A 24,567-nucleotide genomic window follows, 5' to 3' on the forward strand; every position below is an offset into this window, starting at 1 on the left:
CACCGGGGGGGCCCGGGCGTACGCTTCAGGCGAGGACGACCAGGATCGGCAGGACCCAGGAGCTCCAGGGGGCCCGGATGAAGCATCGACGCACGGACGCTGTGCAGACGCGACGGGACGCTACGGCGAGCGCGGCGGTCGGAGTGCCCACCGCCCGCGGGTCGAGCGGACCGGACCGGCAGCGGGCTCCCGCGGCGCGTGCTGCCGTCGAACGGGGCCTGCACCCGGAGGCCGAGGCGGCCGTGCGGCGAGCCTCCCTCCGACTCGGCGCGGCCCTCACCGCGGCGCGGAACGCCGACCAGGTGACCAGCCCCCTCGGCGCGCTGTACGCCCTCTCGATGCTCCGGGCCGGCGCCGGGACGACGACGGCGAAGGAGCTGGACACCGTGCTCGGCCTCACGGACGAGCACCACGCGGCGATGAACGCGCTGCTGGCGAGCGTGCAGCAGTTCGACGGCGACCCCGGTGCGGTGGACGAGGACGATCCGCCCCGCACCCCGCTGCTGCACCTGGCCGGCGCCGTGTTCGTCCCGGCGGGAGGCACCACCGGCGAAGCCTTCCTCGAGGTCCTGGCACGGCAGTACGGCGCGGGCGTCCATCCTGTCGACTTCGCGGACCCTTCGACAGCGGCTCGTGTCGACGACTGGGTCTCGGCGGAGACCGGCGGCCGCATCACGAAGGCGCCCCTGCAGCCGGGCCCTGCCACCACGCTCTCACTGCTCACCGCCGTGTACTTCGCCGCGGCCTGGGACGAGCCGTTCGATGCCGTCGCCACAGGGGACCGTCCGTTCACCCTGTCCGGCGGTCCGACGGTCGACGTCCCGACCATGCATTCCTCGCCGACGGTGCGGTACGCCCGCGGGAAGGGCTGGAGCGGCATCGACCTGCCGTACGGCGAGGGTTTCTTCCTGCGGCTCGTCCTTCCGGCCGAAGGGTCCGCCCCCGCCTGGGACGAGCAGCAGCTCGCGGGGATCGCGGACGTTCTCGACGCCGCCGCGCCCGTCCCCGTCGATCTCGCGCTCCCGACGTGGAGCCACGGGTCCACCCAGGATCTGATGGGTGTCCTCGGCGCCCTGGGACTGGCGGAGACCGTCGGTCCCGGTGCCGATTTCAGGGCCATCCAGCCCGGGACCACGCTCTCGGGAGGGGCGCAGACGGCCGACATCACCGTGGCGGAGAAGGGGACGATCGCCGCAGCGGTGACGCAGTTCGCGATGGTGACGAGCGCGCCGGTCCCGCCGGAGCTCAGCATCGCCTTCGACCGGCCCTTCGGCTACCAGGTCGTCCACGAGGAGACCGGCCTGCCGGTCATCATGGGGACCGTCGCCGACCCGCGAGCCGCACGCCGGCCGGCGGGACGCGCCGGGAGCTAGCGGACGCTGCGCCGCCAGGACCCGGGCCCCGGGGTGGGGCCCAGGCGCAGCAGAGCGCGTCGTACCCAGGATCTGCCGTGGTCCGGGGCGTCGTCGGCCGCGTCCGTCCCCTGCAGGGCGACGACGACGGCGGTGAGTGCCGCGAGCTCCTCCGCCGTCGGCCGCCCGGACACGACCGACAGGACGGCCGGGGCCCCGGCGGGCACCGCGTCGGAGGCCGCGTCGGGTCCGGCAGGACTACCGGCAGGGGCGGCGTCGTCGCGCCCGTCCTCCACGCCGCTCACAGCGGGATGTTCCCGTGCTTCTTGACCGGGTTCGAGGCCCGCTTGTCCCGGAGCGCGCGGAGCCCGCGCACGATCTGCAGGCGCGTCTCCGACGGGGCGATGACGGCGTCGACGTAGCCGAGTTCTGCTGCCTGGTACGGGTTCAGCAGCTCCTCCTCGTACTGCTGCACGACGTCGGCACGCGCCTCCTCGACGTCCCCGCCGGCCTCCGCGACGGCCTTGAGGTGCCCGCGGTAGAGGATGTTGACCGCTCCCTGGGCGCCCATGACGCCGATCTGCGCCGTGGGCCACGCGAGGTTGAGGTCCGCGCCGAGCTTCTTGGACCCCATGACGATGTACGCGCCGCCGTACGCCTTGCGGGTGATCACCGTCAGCTTCGGCACCGTGGCCTCGGCGTAGGCGTAGAGGAGCTTGGCGCCGCGGCGGATGATGCCCTGGAACTCCTGGTCCTTCCCGGGAAGGAACCCGGGCACGTCCACGAGGGTCAGGATGGGGATGTTGAAGGCGTCGCAGTGGCGGACGAACCGGGCCGCCTTCTCCGACGCATTGATGTCCAGCGTCCCCGCGAACTGCAGGGGCTGGTTGGCCACGATCCCGATGGTGTGCCCCTCGACCCGGGCGTAGCCGGTGACGACGTTCGGCGCGTACAGGGACTGCATCTCGAGGAAGTGGCCGTCGTCCACGATCGCCGCGATGACGGCGTGCATGTCGTACGGCTGGTTCGCGGCGTCGGGGATCAGCTCGTCGAGCGCGAGGTCGTCGTCCGTCACCTCGGGCTCCTCCACGAAGGCCGTGAGCGGGGCCTCCGCGAGGTTGTTGGACGGCAGGAAGTCGAGGAGTTCACGCACGAACCCGATGGCGTCGGCTTCGTCCGCCGCGAGGTAGGCGGACGTGCCCGTCGTCGTATTGTGCTGCCGTGCCCCGCCGAGGGTCTCCATGTCCACGTCCTCGCCGGTCACCGTCTTGATGACGTCGGGGCCCGTGATGAACATGTGCGAGGTCTTGTCCACCATGACCACGAAGTCGGTCAGGGCGGGGGAGTAGGCCGCGCCGCCGGCGCACGGGCCCATGATGAGGGAGATCTGGGGGACCACGCCCGAGGCGTGCACGTTGTTCCGGAAGATGTCCGCGAACATCGCCAGCGACGCCACGCCTTCCTGGATGCGCGCGCCGCCGCCGTCGTTGATGCCGATCACCGGGCAGCCGTTGCGCAGCGCGAACTCCTGTACCTTCACGATCTTCTCGCCGTTGACCTGGCTCAGCGAGCCGCCGTAGACGGTGAAGTCCTGGCTGTAGAGGGCGACCAGCCGGCCGTCCACGGTGGCGTACCCGGACACGACGCCGTCTCCCAGCGGCTTTTTCCGCTCCATGCCGAACGCGGTGGAACGGTGCACGGCGAGGGCGTCGAACTCCACGAAGGAGCCCTCGTCCACGAGCAGGTCGATGCGCTCCCGGGCGGTGTTCTTGCCGCGGGCGTGCTGCTTCTCGATCGCCTCGGGACCGGAGGGCTGCTCCGAGAGCGCCTTGCGCCTCCGGAAGTCAGCGAGCTTCCCGGCCGTCGTCGTGAGGTCGGGCTGCAGGTCCTGATGCATGAATACTCCGGTCGGCGGTTCGAGAGTCGGCGCGTGGATGGGCAGGCACCGACGGCTGGAGGTTTCCTCCAACGCGCGGCGCAATTCCTCCAGTCTAGTGAGGTCCAGGAGGCTCGCCGTTGTAGGACGTCTACAGTTTCGGCCGCCATCGCTTAGCCGGGCAGGTGATGTTACCTGCGGGTAACATCGGTGCGTCGCGGCGTCGTCGGGCCTGCAGCGCTGCTTATGGTGGAGCCATGACCGCACGCAACGAAGCCCCGTTATCCCAGGCGGCGAGGACCGGCAGGACGGCCGGCGCCACGCTCGCCGGACGCACCATCATCATGTCCGGCGGCAGCCGCGGCATCGGCCTGGCCATCGCGCTGCGGGCGGCCCGTGACGGCGCGAACGTGGCCCTGATGGCCAAGACCGGCGAACCGCACCCCAGGCTCGAGGGCACCGTCTACACCGCGGCCGAGCAGATCGAGGCCGCGGGTGGACGCGCCCTGCCCCTCGTCGGGGACGTGCGGAACGACGACGACGTCCGCGCCGCGGTGGACGCCGCGGTCAGCACCTTCGGCGGTATCGACATCGTGGTCAACAACGCCTCGGCCATCGACCTGTCGAAGACCCCCGACGTCGACATGAAGCGCTACGACCTCATGGCGGACATCAACGTCCGGGGCACCTTCATGCTGAGCAAGTTCTCGCTGGCCGCACTCGCGAAATCCCCCAATCCGCACATCCTGACCCTCTCCCCGCCCCTGAACCTCGCCCCCCGCTGGGCCGCGATGCACCTGGCCTACACGATGGCGAAGTACGGCATGAGCCTGACCACCCTCGGACTCGCGGAGGAGCTGAAGGGCGACGGGGTGGCCGTGAACTCGCTCTGGCCCGCGACCCTCATCGACACCGCGGCCATCCGCAACATGCCCGGCGGAGGCCGGATGGTGCAGGCCGCCCGCAGCCCCGAGATCGTCGCCGACGCCGCCCACGCCATCCTGGTCCGCGTCGCCAGCAGCTGCACCGGGAACTTCTACACCGACGAGCAGGTGCTGCGCGAGGAAGGCATCACCGACCTCGCCGGCTACAGCCTCGGCGCCACCGAGGACCAGCTCGTCCCGGACATCTTCCTCTGACCACCGGTTCCCCGGGCCACCGGCCCGGGAGGCTGCGGCCGCCGGTCCGGATAAGATCGATGGCATGTCCTCCCGCTACTCCAATCTCGAGCGCCCGGGCCTGAACCTCGGCGCGCTGAGGACAGCGCTGTGCATGCCGGCGGGCCCGTTCTCCCGCCTCGACGTCGTACCCCGCACAGGGTCCACGAACACGGACCTCGTGGAGCACGCCCAGCGCGAGGCGGCGGGCTGGCCGGACCTCAGCGTCCTCGCGGCCGAGGTGCAGACCGCCGGCCGCGGGCGCCTGGGCCGCACCTGGGTGGCTCCCGAACGGTCGTCGCTGTTCGTGAGCGTGCTCCTGCGGCCCTTCAACCGGCACGGCAGGCCCGTGCCCACCACCGCCTACTCCTGGTTCTCCCTGCTCGCCGCCCTGGCGCTCGCGGAGAGCGTCGAGGACCGCACCGAGATCGCCCCGCAGCTCAAGTGGCCCAACGACGTCACGGTGGACGGCCGGAAGCTGGCCGGCGTCCTCGCGCAGTTCGTGCCCGGCGCCGGCGCCGAACCGCCCGCCGTCGTCGTCGGGGTGGGGCTCAACGTCAGCCTCACCGACGACGAGCTCCCCGTCCCCACCGCGACGAGCCTGCTCCTCGAGTACGCCGGCACCACGGACCGCAACATCCTCCTCAAGTCCTTCCTCCGCACGTTCGCCGACTCCTACCGCGCCTTCTGCGACGTGGACGGCGACGCCGAGGCCGCCTGGGCCGACGGGCCGTCCCTCCACGCGCGGATCGGCGCCCGCATGGCGACCCTCGGCCAGGACGTCCGGGCCGAACTCCCCGGGGGCGGCCTGCTCACCGGGCGCGCCCTGGCCCTGGACGCGCACGGCGCGCTGATCGTGCGCGACGACGACGGCGAACGCCACACCGTCTCGGCGGGCGAGGTCGTGCACCTCCGCCCGCAGGCGTAGCCCGTGCGGATCAGGCTGCTCCCCGGGGAGCGCGTCCTCGTGCGCACCCGGCCCAACCCGCTGCCCCTCGTCGGCCCGGTCGTCGCGGGCTTCGTCCTCCTCGGCGCCGGCGGGTTCGGCCTCGGCTACCTGACCGGCCGCCCCCTGCCGGGACTCGCAGACTGGCAGCCGGTCCTCGCGCTCGCGGCGCTCGCCGTCGTCGTGCTCCTGCTGGTCCGCATCACGGTGCGGCCGCTGATCCGCTGGTCCGGCAACCGCTACGTGCTCACGAGCATGCGGCTCATCCACCGGCGCGGAGCCACCCGGCGCACCGAACACCAGATCAACCTCTCCGCCATCTCCCAGCTGCAGACGGAGCAGGGCCTCCTGCAGCGGCTGGTGCGCAGCGGCACCCTCGTCGTGGACCTCGGCTTCGACCGCACCCATGCCTATCCGGACGTGCCGCAGGTCGCCACGGTCAAGGAGTACGTGGTCCAGGCGATCGGTGAGCTCCCGCTGACCCGCATGTTCGATGGTGTAGACATGGAGATCGACCCGCAGTACGCCCACGGCGGCACGCCGGGCGTGCAGCAGGAGTGGGCACGGCAGGACACGGGGCAGCAGGAATGGGGACAGCAGCAGTGGAGGGGCGAGCAAGCGTGACAGTCGAGGACCGCGACGAGTCCATGCCGCCGGCCGCCGGGCCTCCACCGGGCGCGGGTGCCGCCGGTGAAACCCCCGCTGCCGGCTCCCCGAAGACCGTGTGGCAGCTGCAGTCCGACATGGCGACGGACCCCGGGAACGATCCGGCGGCGCCACCGGAGATCCCGCGCGAACTGGACCGCGAGACCATCCGCCGGCTCGAACGCGAACTCCTCGGAGCGGAGCGCACCCTCAAGCGCCGCGACATCGCCGCGGGCGCCGGCGTGTCCCTGCTGTCCGCGCGCAAGCTGTGGCGGGCCATGGGGTTCCCCAACATCGGGGACGACGACATCGCCTTCACCGAGAAGGACCTCGATGCGCTCACCACGATCATCGACCTCGTGCGCCAGGAGCAGCTCACCGAGGACGCCGCCATCTCGATCACCCGCGCCGTGGGACAGATGACGGACCGCATGGTCGTGTGGCAGATCGAGGCGATCGTCGAGGAGATGGTGGCGCAGCGCGGACTGACGGACGCCGACGCGCGGAAGACGCTCGTCACCGAACTCCCGGACCTCATCGACCCCCTCGAGAAGACGCTGGTGTACGCGTGGCGCCGCCAGATGAACGCGGCCGTCCAGCGGCTCGCGCTGCGCGCCGAATCGGGCCTGCGCTCCAGCGAGGCGGGCCGCGACGGCGACGAGCAGGACGCGCCGCTGCCGCTCGCCCGCGCCGTGGGCTTCGCCGACCTCGTCTCCTACACGAGCCTGTCGCGGCAGATGAACGAGCGCACGCTCGCCCAGCTCGTGCAGCGGTTCGAGAACAAGAGCGCGGAGATCATCTCGGTCGGCGGGGGACGGCTGGTGAAGACCATCGGTGACGAGGTGCTCTACATCGCGGAATCACCGGAGGCCGGGGCGGAGATCTCCCTGGCCCTCGCCAAGGCGTTCTCCGAGGACGAGTTCCTGCCCTCGGCCCGCTGCTCGCTCGTCTGGGGGCGCGTGCTGTCCCGGCTCGGTGACATCTACGGACCCACGGTGAACCTCGCCGCACGCCTCACGGCGCTCGCCGAGCCGGGCGAGGTGCTCGTGGACTCCGGCACGGCCGCGACGCTGACGCAGAACGAGAAGTTCGTCCTCACGCCGCACGAGCCGCGCCAGGTCCGCGGCTTCGGCGAGGTGCGCCCGGTGACCCTGGCCCGGGGGACGGGCACGGGGATCATCCTCGACTGACCGTCCGGGCCACCCGGAAGCCCGGAAGCCCGGAAGCCCGGAAGCTCGGAAGCCCGGATGGGGAGTCCTTCCCATGATCCGGCGTTGGTACTTCGGGCGTGCCGTGCGAGACTGCTAGCGACCGTTCACCTGCGTGGGCGGCCCGCAGCACGACACAAAATGGGGCAATAAGGGTGAAGTTCGTGGGTCTCAACCGCAAGAAGCCGCAGCGTTCGCGTGCCGTCTCCGCCGCCGTCGTCACGACGGTCACCGGCGCCATCGTGGCCGGGGCGCTGCTGTACCCGGGCTTCGCCACCGCCGACGTCGACCTGAACGACGGCGGCGTCTGGGTCACCAACGAGACGCTCGGCATGGTGGGCCACCTGAACTACCAGTCCCGCCTGCTCGACGGCGGCTACGCGGCCAACAGCGACGCGTTCGACGTCCAGCAGCTCGCCTCCACCGTCTTCAACATCAACTCCGACCAGTCCAAGGTCAGCCCCGTCGACATCGCGAACGTGGTCCGCGGCACCGAGGTGCAGCTGCCCGGCGACGCCGTCCTCGCGATCGGCGGCACCACCGCCACCGTCACCGACCGCTCCACCGGATCGACCTGGATCACCACGACGGCCGCGCTCGCCGCCTTCAACGACCAGGAGGAGGACCCGGTGTCCAGCGGCCCCGGCTCCGTGGCCGCCGTCTCGTCGTCCGGCCGGGTGGTCGTCGCCGACCCCGACGCCGGCAGCATCAGCAGCTACGACGTCCGCGAGGACGGCACCTGGGAGGAGCCGGAGGTCCGCGAGGCACCCGAGCTCGCGAACACCGGGGACCTGCAGGTCGCCGTCGTGGGGGAGGACGCCGTCGTCCTCGACCCCGCCTCCGGCCTCATGATCCTGCCCGGCGGGAAGACCGTCACCTTCGAGGACACCGAGCGCGCGAAGCTCCAGCAGAGCGGTCCCGCCGCCGAGACCGTCTCCATCGCCACCGAGACCTCCCTCATCCAGCAGCCGCTCGACGGCTCCGACGCCGTCGTCACGGACATCGGCAACGGGCTCCCGGCCGCGCCCGTCATGCAGGGGACCTGCCTGCACGCCGCGTGGTCCGGCGCCGAGACCTACCTCCGCGACTGCCTGGACGACGCGAACGACAAGCGCGAGGACATCCCCAACCTCGGCGCGCAGTCGGAGCTCGTCTTCCGCGTGAACCGGGACGTCGTGGTCCTCAACGACATCGCCGCGGGCGACGTCTGGCTCGTGCAGCAGAACCTCGAACTCGTGGACAACTGGGGCGACATCGTCCCGCCCAAGGACGAGTCGGACGAGGAGGACGAGGAGTCCGCGAGCGAGAACCCCGTCAACACCCTGCCGGACCGTTCGGGGGAGAACCGCCCGCCCGTCGCCACCGACGACTCGTTCGGCGCGCGGGCCGGCCGCACCACCATCCTCAACGTCCTCGACAACGACACCGACCCGGACGGGGACCTGCTGACGGCCACGCTCGCCGGCGACCAGCCGCCGTCGGGCACCGTGCAGAGCATCTACGACGGCGCCGGCATGCAGATCGTGGTGCCCGCGGACGCCCCCGTGGGGCGCAGCACCTTCCGGTACGACATCGAGGACGGCCGCGGCGGCAAGGCCGGCGCCGCCGTCACGCTCGACGTCCGCGGCCCGGACACCAACGAGGCGCCCCGGGCGAAGCGCCCGACAACCATCCTCGTGGAGCAGGGCCGCAGCGTCAGCCAGAACATCCTCAACACCTGGGAGGACCCGGACGGCGACGACCTGTTCCTCGTCAGCGCCCAGCCCACACCCGACGGCGACCAGGTGCGCACCCGCTCCGACGGGCTGCTGACCTTCCGCGACGTCGGCAAGGGCCAGGGTGTGAAGGAGGTGAAGATCGTCGTCTCCGACGGCCTCGAGCAGGTCGAGGGCACCGTGGTCTTCGACGTCCGCGCCAACGGCATCCTCCCGCCCGTGGCGAATTTCGACCACTTCACGGCGATCGTGGGCCAGGAGGTGCAGCTGTCCCCGCTGCAGAACGACCTCGACCCGGCCGGCGGCCAGCTCAGCCTCGCCAAGGCCGAACCCACGGGCAACGACGCCGCGATCACGCCCGACTACGACACCGGCACCATCGCGTTCACCCCGACGCAGGCCGGCACCGTGTACCTCGAGTACCTCGTGACGAACGGCCCGCAGACTGCGAGCGGACTCATCCGCGTGGACGCGAAGGCCAGCGGCATCGAGGGGGCCCCCGTGGCCGTCCGCGACGTGGCCCTGCTCCCGCGGAACGGGGACGTCCTGGTGGACGTCCTCGCCAACGACACCGACCCGACCGGCGGCGTGATGGTGGTGCAGTCCGTGACCACGCCGGAGGGGTCACCCCTCGACGTCGCCCTGCTGGACCACAACATCCTCCGCATCCACGACGTGCGCGGCCTGAACCAGCAGACCACCCTGAAGTACACCGTCTCCAACGGGGCTGCGTCCGCGACGGGCGAGGTCAGCGTGCTCTCCGTCGCGGGACCGGAGACGCTCCTGCCGCCGCAGGCGACGCCGGACACCGCGACAGTCCGCGTGGGCGACGTCGTCAACATCCCCGTGCTCGACAACGACACGCACCCCAACGGCGACTCCCTCACCCTGGACCCCGTGCTCGCGCAGGGCGTGGACCCGGCCGACGGGCGCATGTTCGCCTCCGAGAACGTGCTCCGCTTCGTCGCCGGTCCCACCGCGAAGACCGTCTACGCCATCTATAACGTCAGGGACACCTCGGGGCAGGTCGACTCCGCCGAGGTGCGCATCACCGTGAAGGCGCGCGACGACGCCAAGAACACGCAGCCCGTGCCGAAGAACCTCGAGGGCCGGGTCATCGCCGGCTCCACCGTGCGCATCCCGGTACCGCTGGACGGGATCGACGCCGACGGCGACTCCGTGTTCCTCACCGGCATCGACAGCGCGCCGAAGCAGGGCGCCGCCGTCCCCGGCACCAACTACATCGACTTCACCGCGTCCGCCACCGGTGCGGGCACCGACTCCTTCACGTACAAGGTGCGGGACCGCTTCGGCCTGGAGAACACCGGCACCGTGCAGGTGGGCATCGCTCCCGCCGCCGAGGCCAACCAGAAGCCCATCGCCGTGAACGACGGCGCCATCCTGCGCCCGGGCCGCGCGATCGCCGTCGAGGCCCTCCGCAACGACTCCGACCCGGACGGCGACCCCATCCGGCTGAACCCCGACGCGCTCGCCGCGACGCCCGCCGAGATGGCCCCCGAGATCAAGGACGCCCGGGTGCTGTTCACCGCGCCCGAAGAGCAGGGCACCTTCAACGTCCGCTACCAGGTCACCGACGGCCGGGGCGGCACCGCGGACGGCAACATCACCGTGACCGTGGACCAGAACGCGGAGCTGCTCCTGCCGATCGCCCGCGACGACCGCGTGGAGCCCGCCGAGACCCGCGGCGAGACCGCCGTCGACGTGCCCGTGCTCGACAACGACGAGGACCCCGACGGCGTCCGCGAGGACCTGCTGGTCACCGTGGACCCCGAGTACACGGGGGTGACGGTCGGGGACGACAACACGGTGACGGTGAACCTCACGCAGGAGGACCAGCTCATCCCGTACCAGGTCGAGGACATCGACGGCGGGGTGGCCCGCGCCGTCATCTGGGTGCCGAGCCTCAGCGAGCAGTACCCCACCCTCGTCTCGGACGCGCCCATCGACGTCACCGCGGGGGAGGACCTCGCCCTGGACCTCCGCGAACTGGTGGAGGTCCGCGAGGGCCGGACACCGCGCATCACTGTGGCCGAGAAGGTCGCGGCGATCGGCGTGGACAACGGCGCGGAGCTCATCAGGGACCCCTCGAACCTCGTGTACGGAGCGGACATCGGCTACGCCGGCCTCGGCTCCATCACCTTCGAGGTGACCGACGGCAGCGGCCCCGACGACGCCGAGGGGCTCACGAGCACCCTCACCGTGCTCATCAACGTGATCCCCGCCCCCGAGACCAACCTCCCGCCGACCCTGACCTCCGCGTCCCTCGAGCCGGCGACGGCGGAACCCGCGGTGTCGCTGGACCTCCGGCAGCTCGCCGCGGACCCCAACCCCGAGGACGTCGACGCACTCGTCTTCGCGCTCGAGGGCGACGTGCCGGCCGGCTTCGAGGCGCGGCTCAACGGCTCGGTGCTCGAGGTGGGCGCCGCGGACTCCGCACGCACCGGAGCTGTCGGCCGGCTCGGGATCTCCGTCTCCGACGGGGAGGAGAAGGCCATCAACGCGGTGGACCTCACCGTCCTCGCCTCCAGCCGGCCCCTCGCCGTCGCCAACACGGACGTGGTACCCAAGGCGATCCAGGGCGAACCCGTCACCGTGCCCGTGCTCGCCAACGACGTGAACCCCTTCGAGGACGCGCCGCTCACCCTCGTGGACGTCATCGCCGACGGCAACGGCAGCGCGTCCCAGCAGGGCGACTCCGTCGTGGTGACGCCCGCCGACAGCTTCGTGGGCAGCATGACGGTCCAGTACTCGGTGGCGGACAAGACCGAGCAGAGCGACCGCTACGTCACCGGGCAGATCCAGCTCACCGTCGAGGGGAAGCCGGGGGTCCCGGGGACCCCGACCGTCGAGTCGACGCGCAGCAGGACCGTCGTGATGTCCTGGGACCCGCCGGCTAGCAACGGCTCGCCCATCACGGGCTACACCGTCACGAGCGCCAACGGCGTCAGCCAGGAATGCCCCACGACCACGTGCACCATCACGGGACTGACCAACAACGTCGAGTACGTCTTCCAGGTCACCGCCACCAACGCCAACGGCACCTCCGATCCGTCGCCGACGAGTGCCCCGGCCCGTCCGGACACCAAGCCCGACCAGCCGGCGCCGCCCATGCTCGTATTCGGCGACAGGTCCCTGACGGTGAACTTCACGCCCCCGAACAACGAGGGCTCGCCCATCGAGGGCTACGAGCTGCAGATTTCGCCGGCTCCGGCGAACGGGGCTCCCCAGCGGTCGGCCGCCGGAAGCCCCGTGGTGTGGGAGGGCCTGGAGAACGGCGTCGCCTACAAGGTGCGCGTCCAGGCCCGCAATGCGGCCCCGGACCCCTCCGACTGGAGCGACTACTCGTCGCCGGAGACCCCGGCAGGCCTGCCGGGAGTGCCCCAGGCGCCGACGACGACGCGCGCCCAGTCGGTGGGCGCCCAGAGCCAGCTCGCCGTCGACTGGAACGACGCCGACCCGAACGGGGCACCCGTCACCAAGTACGAGGTGCAGGAGTACCGGGGAGCCACCCTCGTGCGCACCCTGCCGGAGATCCCCGCGTCGCAGCAGACCATCACCGTGGACAACGCCGAGGCGGACTACTCCTACGCGGTGCGCTCCTACAACAAGGCCGGCTGGTCCGCGTTCGGTGCGCAGTCGGCACCGCGGCGTGCCGTCGGCAGCCCCGCGCAGCCCGCGCCGCCGCAGCTCGTCGAGGCCGACACGGGCGGCGCGGGCCGCGCCGTGACCATCACCTACACGCCGCTCGCGGCCGCCCAGCGGAACGGCGCCCGTGAGAACGAGGTGTCCTACCAGGCGAGCTTCAACGGCCGCGCGTGGCAGCCGGTCGCCCAGAACCAGACGGTCGGCGGCTTCGCCAACGGCGAGAACGTCACAGCGACGATCCGCGCGATCGTGACCAGTGACGGTGCGAGCTACACGAGCGACCCCGGTGCGCCGTCCGCCGCGGTGCGGCCCTTCGGCTCTCCCGGTGCGGCGAAAGCGAGTGGCCAGAACGCGGCGGAGGGCAACACCAGCGTCGATCTGAGTTGGGAGCCGCCCAACAAGGCAGCCCACGACGTCGCGCGCATCGAGATCAGGATCGACGGGGGCGGCTGGGAGACGGTGCAGGATCGAGGCACCCGGAGTGTGGGCAATGGCTACGAGCAGGAGCACACGATCCGCGTCCGAGCGGTCAACTCCCGCGGGACCGCGGGACCGGAGGACGCGAAGACCGCTAGAACTGGAGCCGAGAAGCGCCCGGATCAGGTGAATACGACACTTCACGGCCAGATGGAACGTAGCTGCACCGATACGGCCAACCGTGCGAGCTACGACCCGAAGAAGTTCACGTGTGACGGCATCAGTGCGGATCGGGAGCCCTGGTTCTACAAGGGCCAGAACTTCACCGTAGGCTGCTACATCACGCACACCGACGGTTACGGGACCACGGGTAACTGGTACAGGATCGTGAGTTCCCGTAACAACGGCCGTTACGTCGATGCTGGACACACCGTCCTCGGGCAGCCCAGCAAGAACAGCCCGGGACCGTGCTGACGCCGTGATGGGCAGGACTCCAGAGGGAGTCCTGCCCATGGGGAGCACCACCGCGCGCCGCTACACTGATGCAGGAACACCGAGGTGTGTTCCAGGTCTCCGGGGGAAAATAGTTTGAAGCTGTCTGGTCTCACTGCGCGCACGCGCCGATCCGTCCGCGCCGTCGCGCTGTCGATCGTCGGCGCGCTCGCGGTCACGGGCGCCGTCGTGTACCCCGGCGTGCGCACCGCCGACGTGGACCTCAACGACGGCGGCGTCTGGGTCACCAACACCACGCTGGGCCTGGTCGGCCACCTCAACTACCCGTCGCGCACCCTCGACGGCGGGTTCGTGGCGAACAGCAACTCCTTCGACGTGCACCAGCGCGCCGCCACGGTGTTCTCCGAGAACCGCGACGTCGGCGCCCTGAACCGCGTGGACACCGCGAGCATGACCACCGGGGAGGAACAGGCGCTCCCCGAGTACGAGGACGTCCAGCTCGGCAGCCGGTACGCCCTCACCGTCCAGCCCGCCGACGGCACCGTCTGGGTGGGGGAGACCGCGGCCCTCGCGAGCCTCACCACCGAGGACGCCACACCGCTCGTCGAAGGCGCGCCGGGGACCGTCGCCGCCATCGGCCCGGACGACACCGTCGCCGTCGCCGACCCGCAGGCCCACACCGTCACCACCTTCGTCCTCGAGGACGGCGAGTATGCGGAACCCGAGACCGCCACCGTCCCCGAGATCACCGGCGACCTGCAGATCACCCTCGTGGGCCGCACCGCCGTCGTGCTCACCGGCACCGGCGGCCTCATCACGGGTGGTGACGTGCAGCAGCTGCCCGACGCCACCGACGCGGTGCTCCAGCTCAGCAGCGCCGACGCCGGGCGGGTGGCCGTCGCGACGGCGTCGTCCCTCCTCGAGGTGCCCCTCGACGGCGGCGAGCCGACCGGCACGGCGACCACGACGCCCGGCCGGCCCATCGCCCCGGTGCAGCTGAACGGGTGCGTGCACGCCGCCTGGACCGGGTCCGCCGAATACCTCCGGCAGTGCGCCAACGACGCCGACGACGACGCGAGCGCGATCCCGTCCCTCGGCGCCCGGTCCGAGCTGGTCTTCCGCACCAACCGCGACGTCGTGATCCTGAACGACCTCGCCGGCGGCAACGTCTGGCTCGTGCAGCAGGACATGGTGCTCGTGGACAACTGGGACGAGATCATCCCCCCGCCCGAGGAGAGCGACGAGGAGGACCAGGAATCGGCGGACGAGAACCCGCTGAACACCCTGCCGGACCGCACGGGCGAGAACCGCCCACCCGTTGCCGAGGACGACGCGTTCGGCGTCCGGCCCGGGCGCACCACGCTGCTCCCGGTGCTCGACAACGACTCCGACCCCGACGGCGACATCCTCACCGTCACGCTCCAGGGGGACGACCCGCCCGTCGGCACGGTCCAGCCCGTCTACGACTCCACAGGCCTGCAGATCGTCGTCCCCGCGGACGCCGCCCCCGGCCGGCACAGCTTCCAGTACCGCATCGACGACGGCCGCGGCGGCACCGACACCGCGGCCGTCCAGCTCGACGTGCGCTCCGACACCGCGAACGGCGCGCCGTCCCCCAAGCGGGCCACCCGGCTCACCCTCGAACATGGCGCCACGATCACGGCGAACATCCTGTCCGACTGGGAGGACCCCGACGGCGACGACCTGTTCCTCCGGTCCGCGACGATCGGCACCGAGGGCGACCAGGTGCGCACGCGCGACGACGGGCAGCTGACCTACCGCGACGCCGGCGGCACGCTCGGCCCGAAGGAGATCACGGTCCAGGTCTCCGACGGGCAGGACACCGCGGAGGGCACCGTGCTCCTCGACGTGCAGCCCACGGGCAACGTGCCGCCGCAGGCGAACTCCGACCACATCACCGTCGCCGCGGGACAGGACGTCGTCGTCGCCCCGCTGAAGAACGACCTCGACCCGAGCGGGCGGGGCCTCCGCCTGACGCAGGTCACGCCTCCCGAGACCGCGACCGTCACCCCCGACTACGAACTCGGGACCTTCACCTTCTCCTCGGCCGTCCCCGGCACCGTCTACGTGACGTACGTCGTCGCCAACGGACCGGCGACCGCCGAGGCGCTCGTCCGGGTCGACGTCACCCCCGAGGGCGGCGCGCCCGGCGACCCCATCGCGGTGCGCGACGTCGCGCTGCTGCCCACCGGCGGCCAGACGCTCGTCGACGCCCTCGCCAACGACACCGACCCGGGCGGGGGAGTGCTCGTCCTGCAGTCCGTCGAGCTGCCGCCCAACAGCGAACTGAACGTCGCCGTCCTCGAACACAACATCCTCCGGGTGACGGACGCCCGGGGCCTCCGGAACCCCACCACCTTCACCTACACCGTCTCGAACGGGACGAGCAGCGCCACGGGCCAGGTCTCCGTGCTGCCGCTCCCGGCACCGGAGAGGCTCGAACCGCCACGCGCCACGGCCGACGACGTGACGGTCCGGGCCGGCGACGTCGCGACCGTGAACGTGCTCGAGAACGACGTGCACCCCGACAACGCCGACCTCGCGCTCGCGCCCGAGCTCGTGGAACCGCCCAGCGAGGGCAGCGGCCTGATCGCCGTGGCCGGCGACGCCATCCGCTTCAAGGCCGGGACCGCGGCAGGGACGTTCCACGCGGTCTACGCCGTCCTCGGCCCCGACGGCCAGAGCGACTCCGCGCAGGTGACCTTCCGGGTGAAGCCCGCGACGGCCGAGAACAACGCCCGCCCGGCACCGAAGGCCCTGGAGGCCCGCGCCATCGCGGGCAACCCCACGAGGATCGTGATCCCGCTCGACGGCATCGATCCGGACGGCGATTCCGTCTCGCTCGTCGGGATCGAGCAGGCTCCGACGAAGGGCACCGCCGTGGTCGGCGCCACCTTCATCGAATACACCGCGGCCGGCGACGTCGCAGGCCAGGACGTCTTCAGCTACGTCGTCGAGGACCGCTACGGAGCCCGCTCGACGGCGACCGTCCTCGTCGGGATCGCCCCGCCGTCCGCCGCGAACCAGCCCCCGGTCGCCGTGGACGACTCCATCGCGGTGCAGCCCGACCGCCGGGTCAGCGTCGACGTGCTGAAGAACGACTCCGACCCCGACGGCGACCCGCTGTCCGTGACGCTCGAGGGGCTCGACCTGCCCGCGGTCCTGCAGGCCGAGATCATCGACCGGAAGCTCTTCTTCGATGCGCCGTCCGAGCCGATCACCACGGCCGTGCCGTACCTCGTCTCCGACGGGCGGGGCGGCGACGTCGTCGGGACCGTCCGCATCGAGGTCTCGCCGACCGCCCGCCGGCTCGCACCCGTGGCCTTCGACGACCGCGTGTCCTTCGCCGACACGCGCGGCCGGACCGCGGTGGACGTCCCGGTGCTCGACAACGACGTGGACCCGGACGGGGCGTTCGACGAGCTGGCCATCACCTTCCCCGAGAACACCGAGGGCGTCTCCGCGGCGGACGGACTCGTCACCGTCACCCTGCAGCAGGACGCCCAGCTCGTCCCGTACCAGGTGACCGACCCGGACGGCCTCAGCTCCGTGGCCTTCATCCGCGTGCCGGGCCTGCGGGACCAGCGGCCCGCCCTCCGCGACACCGAACCGCTCGAGGTGCAGACCGGCGAGGAACTCCTGCTCGACCTCACGGACCTCGTGGTGGTGCGGGAGGGCCGCACGCCCGTCATCACCGAGGACTCCGGGGTCTCGGCGGTCGCCTCCGACGGCGGGGCGCTGGTCCGCGACGTCTCGACGCTCGCCTTCACCTCGGCACAGGACTACTCCGGCGCCGCGTCGGTGACGTTCGAGGTCACCGACGGCACCTCCGCCGACGACCCGGACGGGCTCACCTCCGTGCTGACCGTCGGAGTGCGCGTCCTGCCCGATCCGGACAGGAACACGCCCCCCACGCTCACCTCCGGCGGGGTCGAGGTGGAGCAGGAGGGCTCCGGCACGCTCGACCTGGCAGGCCTCGCCGCCGACGAGGACCCGCAGGACAGCGACAGGCTGACCTTCTCCCTCGTCGGTGACACGCCGGCAGGGCTGAGCGCCCGTCTGGACGGGTCGGTGCTCGAGGTGGGTTCCGCCGACGCCCCCGCCGGGACGCGCGCGGCCCTCCGCGTCGCCGTGACGGACCCGCGGGGCGGACGCGCCGAGGCGATCGTGGACGCTGTCGTCGTCTCCTCCCGCCGTCCGCTCGCCGTGGCGAACGACGACGTGCTCGGCGACGCCGCGCAGGGCGAGACCGTGACGGTGCCCGTCCTCGCGAACGACACCAATCCCTTCCCCGAGACGCCGCTCCAACTGCTCGACGCCGAGGTGGAGACGGGCACCGGATCCGCCTCCGTGGTGGGCTCCGAGGTCAGCGTAACCCCGGGGGAGGACTTCGTGGGCACCCTGGTGGTGCGCTACCGCGTGGCCGACAGCACCCGGGCCGCCGACCGGCAGGTGGACGGGCGCATCCGGCTGACCGTCCGCGGACGCCCCGAGACCCCCTCGGCGCCCTTCGTGGTGGAGGTACGGAACCGCACGGCGGTCCTCGAGTGGGATCCTCCCGCCGCCAACGGCGCACCGATCACGGGCTACACCGTGCAGGGCACCGGCGGCTTCAGCCAGGCCTGCCCGTCCACGACCTGCACCCTCACGCCGCTGACCAACAACGTCGAGTACACCTTCACGGTGACGGCCACCAACGAGGTGGGGGAGTCGGACCCGTCCGCGGCGTCACCCGTCGCCCGCCCCGACGAGAAGCCCTCCACGCCCGAGGCACCGGCCCTCACCTTCGGGGACGGCTCCCTCGCCGTGCAGTGGAGCGTGCCGCCCACCGAGGGGTCCCCGGTGGAGAGCTACGACCTCGAGATCTCGCCGGCACCGCCCGGCGGCGGTGCCCTGAAGGCGGGCGTGCAGGGGACGTCGCTTGAATGGAGCGGCCTCGCCAACGGCACGCCGTACCAGGTCCGCGTCCGCGCCTACAACAGGGCTCCGGACCCCTCCGAGTACAGCGCGTACTCGGCCCCCGAGATCCCCGCCGGAGCCCCGGCCACGCCGGCGGCACCGGTCTCCGCCCTCGGCTCCCGGGGCGGTGAGGCCAACTCCGTGATGAACGTGTCGTGGACCGCCCCGGCCGGCAACGGCGCCGAGATCCAGGGCTACACCCTGACCACGCTGCAGAACGGGCAGGCCGTCACCAGCACCGAACTCTCCGGCTCGCAGACCTCCTCCCCGGTCACCGTCGCCAACTCCGAGGCCCCCTACAGCTTCACCGTCACGGCGACCAACAAGGCCGGCGTCTCCGGGACGAGCCCGGCCTCCGCGCCGCGGCAGGCCTCCGGGGCGCCCGGGGCCGTGCCCGGGGTCTCCGCGAAGGAGGGCGATCGTTCCATCACGGTGGCCTACGGCGAGGCCGCCCGCAACGGGGCGACGCCCGGGCAGCTGCGCTACGAGTACAGCCTCGGCGGCGGCTGGCGGGCGGTGCCGGGCGACCGCGTGATCCGTGACGGCATCGCCAACGGGACCACCTACCGCGTGACCCTGCGGGCCGTGAACACCGCGGACGGGCAGGTGCTGCCCGGACCGGAGGCGCAGTCCGACGCCGTCGTCCCCTACGGCGCGCCCAATGCTCCCGGCGTGCAGGCCCAGGCGAACGGGATGTCCGTCCGCTTCACGGTCACCGCACCGTCCTCCAACGGACGGGAGATCACCGGCTTCGACTACACGACGTCGGACGGCCAGGCCGGGAGCCTCGGACCGGCCGGAGGATCGATCGACAAGGGCGATTCGGCGAACACCTCCTGGAGCATCCGGGTGACCACGCGCGACTCCGCCGGACAGCGGTCCGGCGAGGCCACCGCGCAGGCCGGCACGGCGCCCACCACCATGGACATCGGCAAGGGACCGCGGAACCCCTCGATCACCTCCGAAGACACCTACTGGGAGATGTTCCGCGTGAACAACTTCCCCGCCGGCCCGCACCGGGTGAGCTGCTACGCGGACCAGACGAACGGCGGCACCAGGGCGTACGCCAGCGGCATCGACGACTTCCCGGTCTCGGGGACCTTCCAGAGCAGGATCTGCTACGGCAAGTTCGAGCCGGACTCGACCACGCCGGGCTACCTGAAGGTGGTCGTCGACGGCGTGGGCGAGTTCAGCGCCGACGGCGGCTGGGACTTCTAGGCGCCGCGGCGCCGGCAGCAGGACACGGACCACAACGACAGCACGACCGACGACAGGAAGAACGAACGATGGCAATGACAGCAGAGCAGGCGACCTGGTTCGCCGGCACCTTCGACAAGCTCGTGGGCAACGTGGGCCAGGCCGTCCTCGGCAAGTCGCAGGTGGTGCGCCTCGTGCTCACCGCCATGCTCGCCGAGGGCCACGTGCTCCTCGAGGACGCACCCGGCACGGGCAAGACCATGCTCGCGCGATCCCTCGCGGCCACGGTCCAGGGCACCCACTCGCGCATCCAGTTCACCCCCGACCTCCTGCCCTCGGACGTCACCGGCGTGACCATCTACGACCAGAAGACGCAGGCCTTCGAGTACCACAAGGGCCCCATCTTCGCGAACATCGTGCTCGCCGACGAGATCAACCGGGCCTCCCCGAAGACCCAGTCGGCGCTGCTCGAGGTCATGGAGGAATCCCGGGTCACCGTGGACGGCGTGAGCTACACCAACGAGCGCCCCTTCATGGTCATCGCCACCCAGAACCCCATCGAGCAGGCCGGCACCTACCGGCTGCCCGAGGCCCAGCTGGACCGCTTCCTCATCAAGACCGAGATCGGCTACCCCGACCACGCCTCCACCGTCCAGCTCCTCAGCGGTGCCGCGACGCGCGACCGCTCCCTCGCGCTCACCCCGATCATCACCACGTCCGCCGTCGTGGACATGGCGAACCTCGCCGCGGAGACGCACGTGGACGCCGCGGTCCTCGAGTACATCTCGCGCCTGACCGAGGAGACCCGCACCGCCCCCGAGACGCGCCTCGGGGTCAGCGTCCGCGGCGCCCTCGCCATGGTGCGCGCGGCGAAGGTGTGGGCCGCCGGCCAGGGCCGGCACTACGTCCTGCCCGACGACGTCAAGGAACTCGCGCCGTTCGTGTGGACCCACCGCTTCGTCATGGACCCCGAGGCCGAATTCGCCGGCGCCACCCCGGAAGCGGTCCTGCGCCGGGTCCTCGCGGACGTGTCCGCACCGCAGCAGCGCGCGTCCGCCTAGCCGCGCGTCGTCCCCCACCCACCCATCCCCGATCCAGCAGGCAGCAGGCAGCAGATGGCAACCTCCACCACCGAGACCCGGTCCCGCCGCGCGGACCGGGCTGCCCGATCGGCCCCTCCCGGGGGAGAACCCGGGAGCGGCCGGCCGGCCCGCGCGCCCCGGACCCCCCGCGCCGGGCGCCGCCGGGACCGCCCGGGCGGCGCCCTGCACCCCGGCTCGCTCGTCGCCGAGTCGGGGCCGTTCCTCCGTGCAGCGCTCGCGCCCGCCGTCCAGCGTGCGACGGCGGCCGGCCGCAGGGTGCTGGGGCCGGTGGCGTCCGTGGTCAGCCCGCTCGGCCGGCTCCTGATCGCCGCCGTCGTGCTCCTCTGGATCCTCGGTACCGTCCTGGGCTGGAGCGAGGCACTCGTGGCCGCCCTCATGGGCACGCTGCTGGTCCTGCTCGCGATCGGCTTCATCCTCGGCCGGTCCTCCTACGGGGTGGACCTGGACCTGACGCGCACCCGCGTGGCGGTGGGGGACCGGGCGGTCGGCAGCGTCTCCGTCTCCAACACCTCGGACAAGGCGCTCCTGCCCGCCTCCCTCGAACTGCCGGTCGGCGCGGCCACGGCCATCTTCCACCTGCCGCGGCTGACCCCCGGGCAGGTCCACGAGGACCTCTTCAGCATCCCCACGCAGCGGCGCGCGGTCATCGTCGTCGGGCCCGTGCGGTCCGTCCGGGCGGACCCGCTGAGCATCCTGCGCCGCGAGGTGCTCTGGACCGAGCCCACGGACCTGTTCGTGCACCCGCGCACCACCCCGCTGATCGGCTCCGCTGCCGGGTTCATCAAGGACCTCGAAGGGCTCCCGACCAAGGAGCTCTCCAGCGCCGACGTGTCCTTCCACGCCCTGCGCGATTACGTGCCCGGCGACGACCGCCGCCACATCCACTGGAAGACCACGGCCCGCACCAACAAGCTGATGGTCCGGCAGTTCGAGGAGACGCGCCGCTCGCACCTCGCCGTCGCCCTGTCCACCAACACCAACGAGTACGCCAGCGAGACCGAGTTCGAGCTCGCCGTGTCCGTCGCCGGGTCGATCGGCCTGCAGGCCATCCGCGAGCAGCGGAACCTGAGCGTGCTGACGCAGGACGGCCCGCTGCGCACCGAGACGGGCCGCAACCTGCTCGACGACATGACGCGCATCGAGGGCCGCGCCGTGCGCGCCACGGCCCTCGACCTCGCGCGGACGACGGCCGACGCCGTCCCGAACGCCTCCGTGGTCTTCTTCGTCGTCGGCCCCGAGGTGACGCCCTCCCAGCTGAGGTCCGCCGCCGCGTCCATCCCGCCCGGCATCCGGTGCCTGGCGATCCGCTGCGTGACCGACGGCCAGCAGAGCCGCGCCACCATCGGGGACCTCACCGTCCTGACCCTGAACTCCCTCGACGACCTCGCCCTCGTCCTCCGGAAGGCCGCAGCATGAGCCGCGCCGCGCAGAGCGCACCCCCTCCGGTACCCCGCCTCCAGGCGGGGATCGACGCCGGCGTCCTCCTGCTCCTCCTCGGCCTCGGCGTGCTCGGATTCGGGCCCACCTTCGGCGGCGACGCCCGGTACCTCGTGGCAGGCTTCGCCGGGATCATCCTCGGGCTCGGCATCGCCTGGGCGGGCCGGCTCCTGCGCTGGGGCCTCTGGATGATGATCGGGGTCTTCCTCGGCACCTACCTCGTGCTCGGCCACGCGCTCGCCGCACCGCAGGAGGCCTTCCTCGGGTTCCTGCCCACGCTGCGGTCCCTGCGGATCCTGATCGTCGGCGTCGTGTTCTCCTGGAAGGACATCCTGACCGTCGCGGACCCGGTGGGGACGGCCAGCGGCATGCTCGTGGTGCCGTTCCTTGCCGCCATGCTGTGCGCGGTGGTGGCAGGCACCCTCGCCTGGCGCCTGCGCACCCCGTACTGGCCCATGCTGCCGGTCCTCGTGCTGTTCGCCACCGGCATCGCCTTCGGCACCAACCGCGCCTCCCTGCCGGAGATCCGCGGGATCCTGCTCGTCGTCGCGGCCATGGCGTGGCTGGCCTACCGCCGCGACATCGCCCGCACCGACGCCCGCACCCGGGTGGCTATCAACCCCGCCGTCACGGATCCGGCGACGGCGGCGTCCGGCAGGAACCGCAGGCTGGCACTCGGTGCCGGGGTCCTCGCGGCCGCGACCGTCCTGACCCTCGCCCTGAGCCCCGTGGTCGCCGCCGGGCAGGACCGCAGGGTGCTGCGCGACGTCGTCGAGCCTCCCGTGGACCTCTTCGCCTACCCCAGCCCGCTGACCAGCTTCCGGAAGTACGTCAAGGACAACGAGGACACCGTCCTGTTCACCGTGGACGGGCTGCCCGAGGGGGAGCGCGTGCGGCTCGCCGCGCTGGACGCGTACGACGGCGTGGTCTACAACGTGAACCCGCAGGCCGCCGGGAACTTCGCCCGTGTGGGCGACGCGCAGCAGCTCGGCGACATCGACCCGGACGACCTCGACGGCGGCACGAGCGCCCAGCTCACCTTCGACATCAAGGACTACTCCGGCGTCTGGCTGCCGGCCGGCGGCGAGCTCGAGGGCGTCCGGCTCGGCGGCCCGCGCGCCTCCGAGCTCGGCCGGTCGCTCTACTACAACGACGAGGCCCGGACCGCGCTCTCGACGGTCGGCGTGCAGTCCGGCGACACCTACGAGGTCAACGCCCTGTTCCCCGAGACCTTCTCCGAGGAGCAGCTGGCGCAGTACGGCTTCGCGGACCTCACCCTGCCGCGCGTGCAGAACGATCCTCCCGTGATCGCGGCCAAGGCCGGCGAATACATCGGAGCCGTGTCCGAGCCGATCGAGCGTGCACGCCGCCTGGAGCAGGTGCTGAGCGCGCAGGGCTTCTTCAGCAACGGCAAGGAGGACGAGGCGAAGTCCCTGCCCGGCCACGGCGCCGCCCGCATGCTGAACCTCCTCGACGCGGACCAGATGGTCGGCGACGACGAGCAGTACGCGGTGGCCATGGCGCTCATGGCCCGCAAGGTCAACATCCCGGCCCGGGTGGTCATGGGCTTCTACCCGGACTGGGATGAGGTCGGGAACGCGCAGGGGCCCCTCGAGATCACGGGCGGCGACGTGCACGCCTGGGTCGAGGTGGCGTTCGACGGCGTGGGCTGGGTGGCCTTCAACCCCACGCCCCCCGAGGACAACGAACCGGTGCCGCCGCAGCAGCAGCCGAAGTCCTCACCGAAACCGCAGGTCCTGCAGCCACCACCGCCGCCGCAGGAACCCGCCGAGCTCCCGCCGGACTCGGCGCCCGAGCCCCAGGACGCCGAGGAGCGCGAGAAGGACCTGCTCGACGAGCTGGCGCCGTACCTCGCGATCATCGGGGTCGTCCTCATCCCCGTCGTCGTGCTCGTGGTGCCGCTCGTCGTCGTCGCCCTGCTCAAGCGCAAGCGGCGGAAGCGCCGCGAGCACCAGGGCCTGCCCGCGGACCGCGTGGGCGGCGGCTGGAGCGAGCTCGTCAGCCTCGCCACCGACCTCGGGGCCGAGACGAATCCCCGCGCCACCCGGCGCGAGAGCGCCCGCGAGCTCGGTGCTGCCTTCCCGCAGAGCAGCGAGTCCACCACGAAGCTCGCCTCCCGCGCCGACGCCGGGATCTTCGCCGCCGGAGACCCGAGCGAGGACGAGGTGCAGGACTACTGGCGGGACGTCCGGACCTCCCTCGACGGGATGCGCGGATCCGTCGGCTTCTGGAAGCGCCAGCGCGCCCGGTTCTCGCCGCGCTCGCTCCTGCGCGACGCCGAGGCCCGCAGAGGTACCGGCAGGCGCGACGCCGGTGCACGCCGGGGAGGCCGCAGGAGCGGCCGCGGCCGGGGCCAGGACGGGACAGGGGGCGGACGCCCATGAGCGCCGGCAT

The 24,567-nt window shown here is 72.0% G+C and carries 12 protein-coding genes; 10 read left to right on the plus strand and 2 right to left on the minus strand.

The features are described 5' to 3' along the window. Positions 1-77 precede the first annotated feature (77 nt). The gene (locus tag QFZ50_RS02825; RefSeq protein WP_307081715.1) at positions 78-1,373 is read left to right on the plus strand and encodes a serpin family protein; all 1,296 of its coding nucleotides are present in this window, start codon (positions 78-80) and stop codon (positions 1,371-1,373) included. On the opposite strand, the gene QFZ50_RS02830 is transcribed toward QFZ50_RS02825, so the two are convergent. Together QFZ50_RS02830 and QFZ50_RS02835 are read right to left on the minus strand one after the other, a co-directional pair. Further along, complete coding sequence (locus QFZ50_RS02830; RefSeq protein WP_373462238.1) at positions 1,370-1,657, minus strand: acyl-CoA carboxylase subunit epsilon; 288 nt, start codon at positions 1,655-1,657, stop codon at positions 1,370-1,372. The two genes, QFZ50_RS02825 and QFZ50_RS02830, sit on opposite strands and share 4 nt — an antisense overlap. Then, on the minus strand, positions 1,654-3,237 hold the full coding sequence (locus tag QFZ50_RS02835) for an acyl-CoA carboxylase subunit beta (RefSeq protein WP_307086614.1): 1,584 nt from the start codon (positions 3,235-3,237) through the stop codon (positions 1,654-1,656). Before QFZ50_RS02835 ends, QFZ50_RS02830 begins: the two co-directional genes overlap by 4 nt. 248 nt (positions 3,238-3,485) lie before the next feature. Between QFZ50_RS02835 and QFZ50_RS02840 the strand changes: the two genes are divergently transcribed. From QFZ50_RS02840 to QFZ50_RS02880, 9 genes are all read left to right on the plus strand, one after another. After that, a complete protein-coding gene (locus QFZ50_RS02840) occupies positions 3,486-4,367 on the plus strand; it encodes an SDR family oxidoreductase (protein ID WP_307081719.1) in 882 nt (293 codons plus the stop codon). A 64-nt stretch (positions 4,368-4,431) separates the two neighbouring features. Further along, positions 4,432-5,313: a biotin--[acetyl-CoA-carboxylase] ligase gene (locus QFZ50_RS02845; protein WP_307081721.1), complete on the plus strand. Its 882-nt coding sequence runs from the start codon at positions 4,432-4,434 to the stop codon at positions 5,311-5,313. Between the two features lie 3 nt (positions 5,314-5,316). Further along, on the plus strand, positions 5,317-5,955 hold the full coding sequence (locus tag QFZ50_RS02850; protein WP_307081723.1) for a PH domain-containing protein: 639 nt from the start codon (positions 5,317-5,319) through the stop codon (positions 5,953-5,955). Then, positions 5,952-7,166: an adenylate/guanylate cyclase domain-containing protein gene (locus QFZ50_RS02855; protein WP_373462239.1), complete on the plus strand. Its 1,215-nt coding sequence runs from the start codon at positions 5,952-5,954 to the stop codon at positions 7,164-7,166. Before QFZ50_RS02850 ends, QFZ50_RS02855 begins: the two co-directional genes overlap by 4 nt. A gap of 182 nt (positions 7,167-7,348) precedes the next feature. Then, complete coding sequence (locus tag QFZ50_RS02860; protein WP_307081725.1) at positions 7,349-13,456, plus strand: Ig-like domain-containing protein; 6,108 nt, start codon at positions 7,349-7,351, stop codon at positions 13,454-13,456. Positions 13,457-13,570: 114 nt separating this feature from the next. Continuing rightward, positions 13,571-19,633, plus strand: a complete 6,063-nt coding sequence (locus tag QFZ50_RS02865) for an Ig-like domain-containing protein (RefSeq protein ID WP_307081727.1) — start codon at positions 13,571-13,573, stop codon at positions 19,631-19,633. A gap of 68 nt (positions 19,634-19,701) precedes the next feature. Then, positions 19,702-20,673 (plus strand): AAA family ATPase, encoded by a 972-nt coding sequence (locus QFZ50_RS02870; protein ID WP_307081728.1) that lies wholly within the window; start codon positions 19,702-19,704, stop codon positions 20,671-20,673. A gap of 54 nt (positions 20,674-20,727) precedes the next feature. Then, positions 20,728-22,131 carry a DUF58 domain-containing protein gene (locus QFZ50_RS02875; protein WP_307081730.1) on the plus strand — a complete coding sequence of 468 codons (1,404 nt, stop codon included), beginning with the start codon at positions 20,728-20,730 and terminating at the stop codon, positions 22,129-22,131. Next, a complete protein-coding gene (locus QFZ50_RS02880; protein WP_307081731.1) occupies positions 22,128-24,557 on the plus strand; it encodes a transglutaminase family protein in 2,430 nt (809 codons plus the stop codon). Before QFZ50_RS02875 ends, QFZ50_RS02880 begins: the two co-directional genes overlap by 4 nt. The last annotated feature ends 10 nt before the right edge of the window (positions 24,558-24,567 follow it).

Source organism: Arthrobacter agilis (assembly GCF_030816075.1).
Lineage (GTDB): Bacteria > Actinomycetota > Actinomycetes > Actinomycetales > Micrococcaceae > Arthrobacter_D > Arthrobacter_D agilis_E.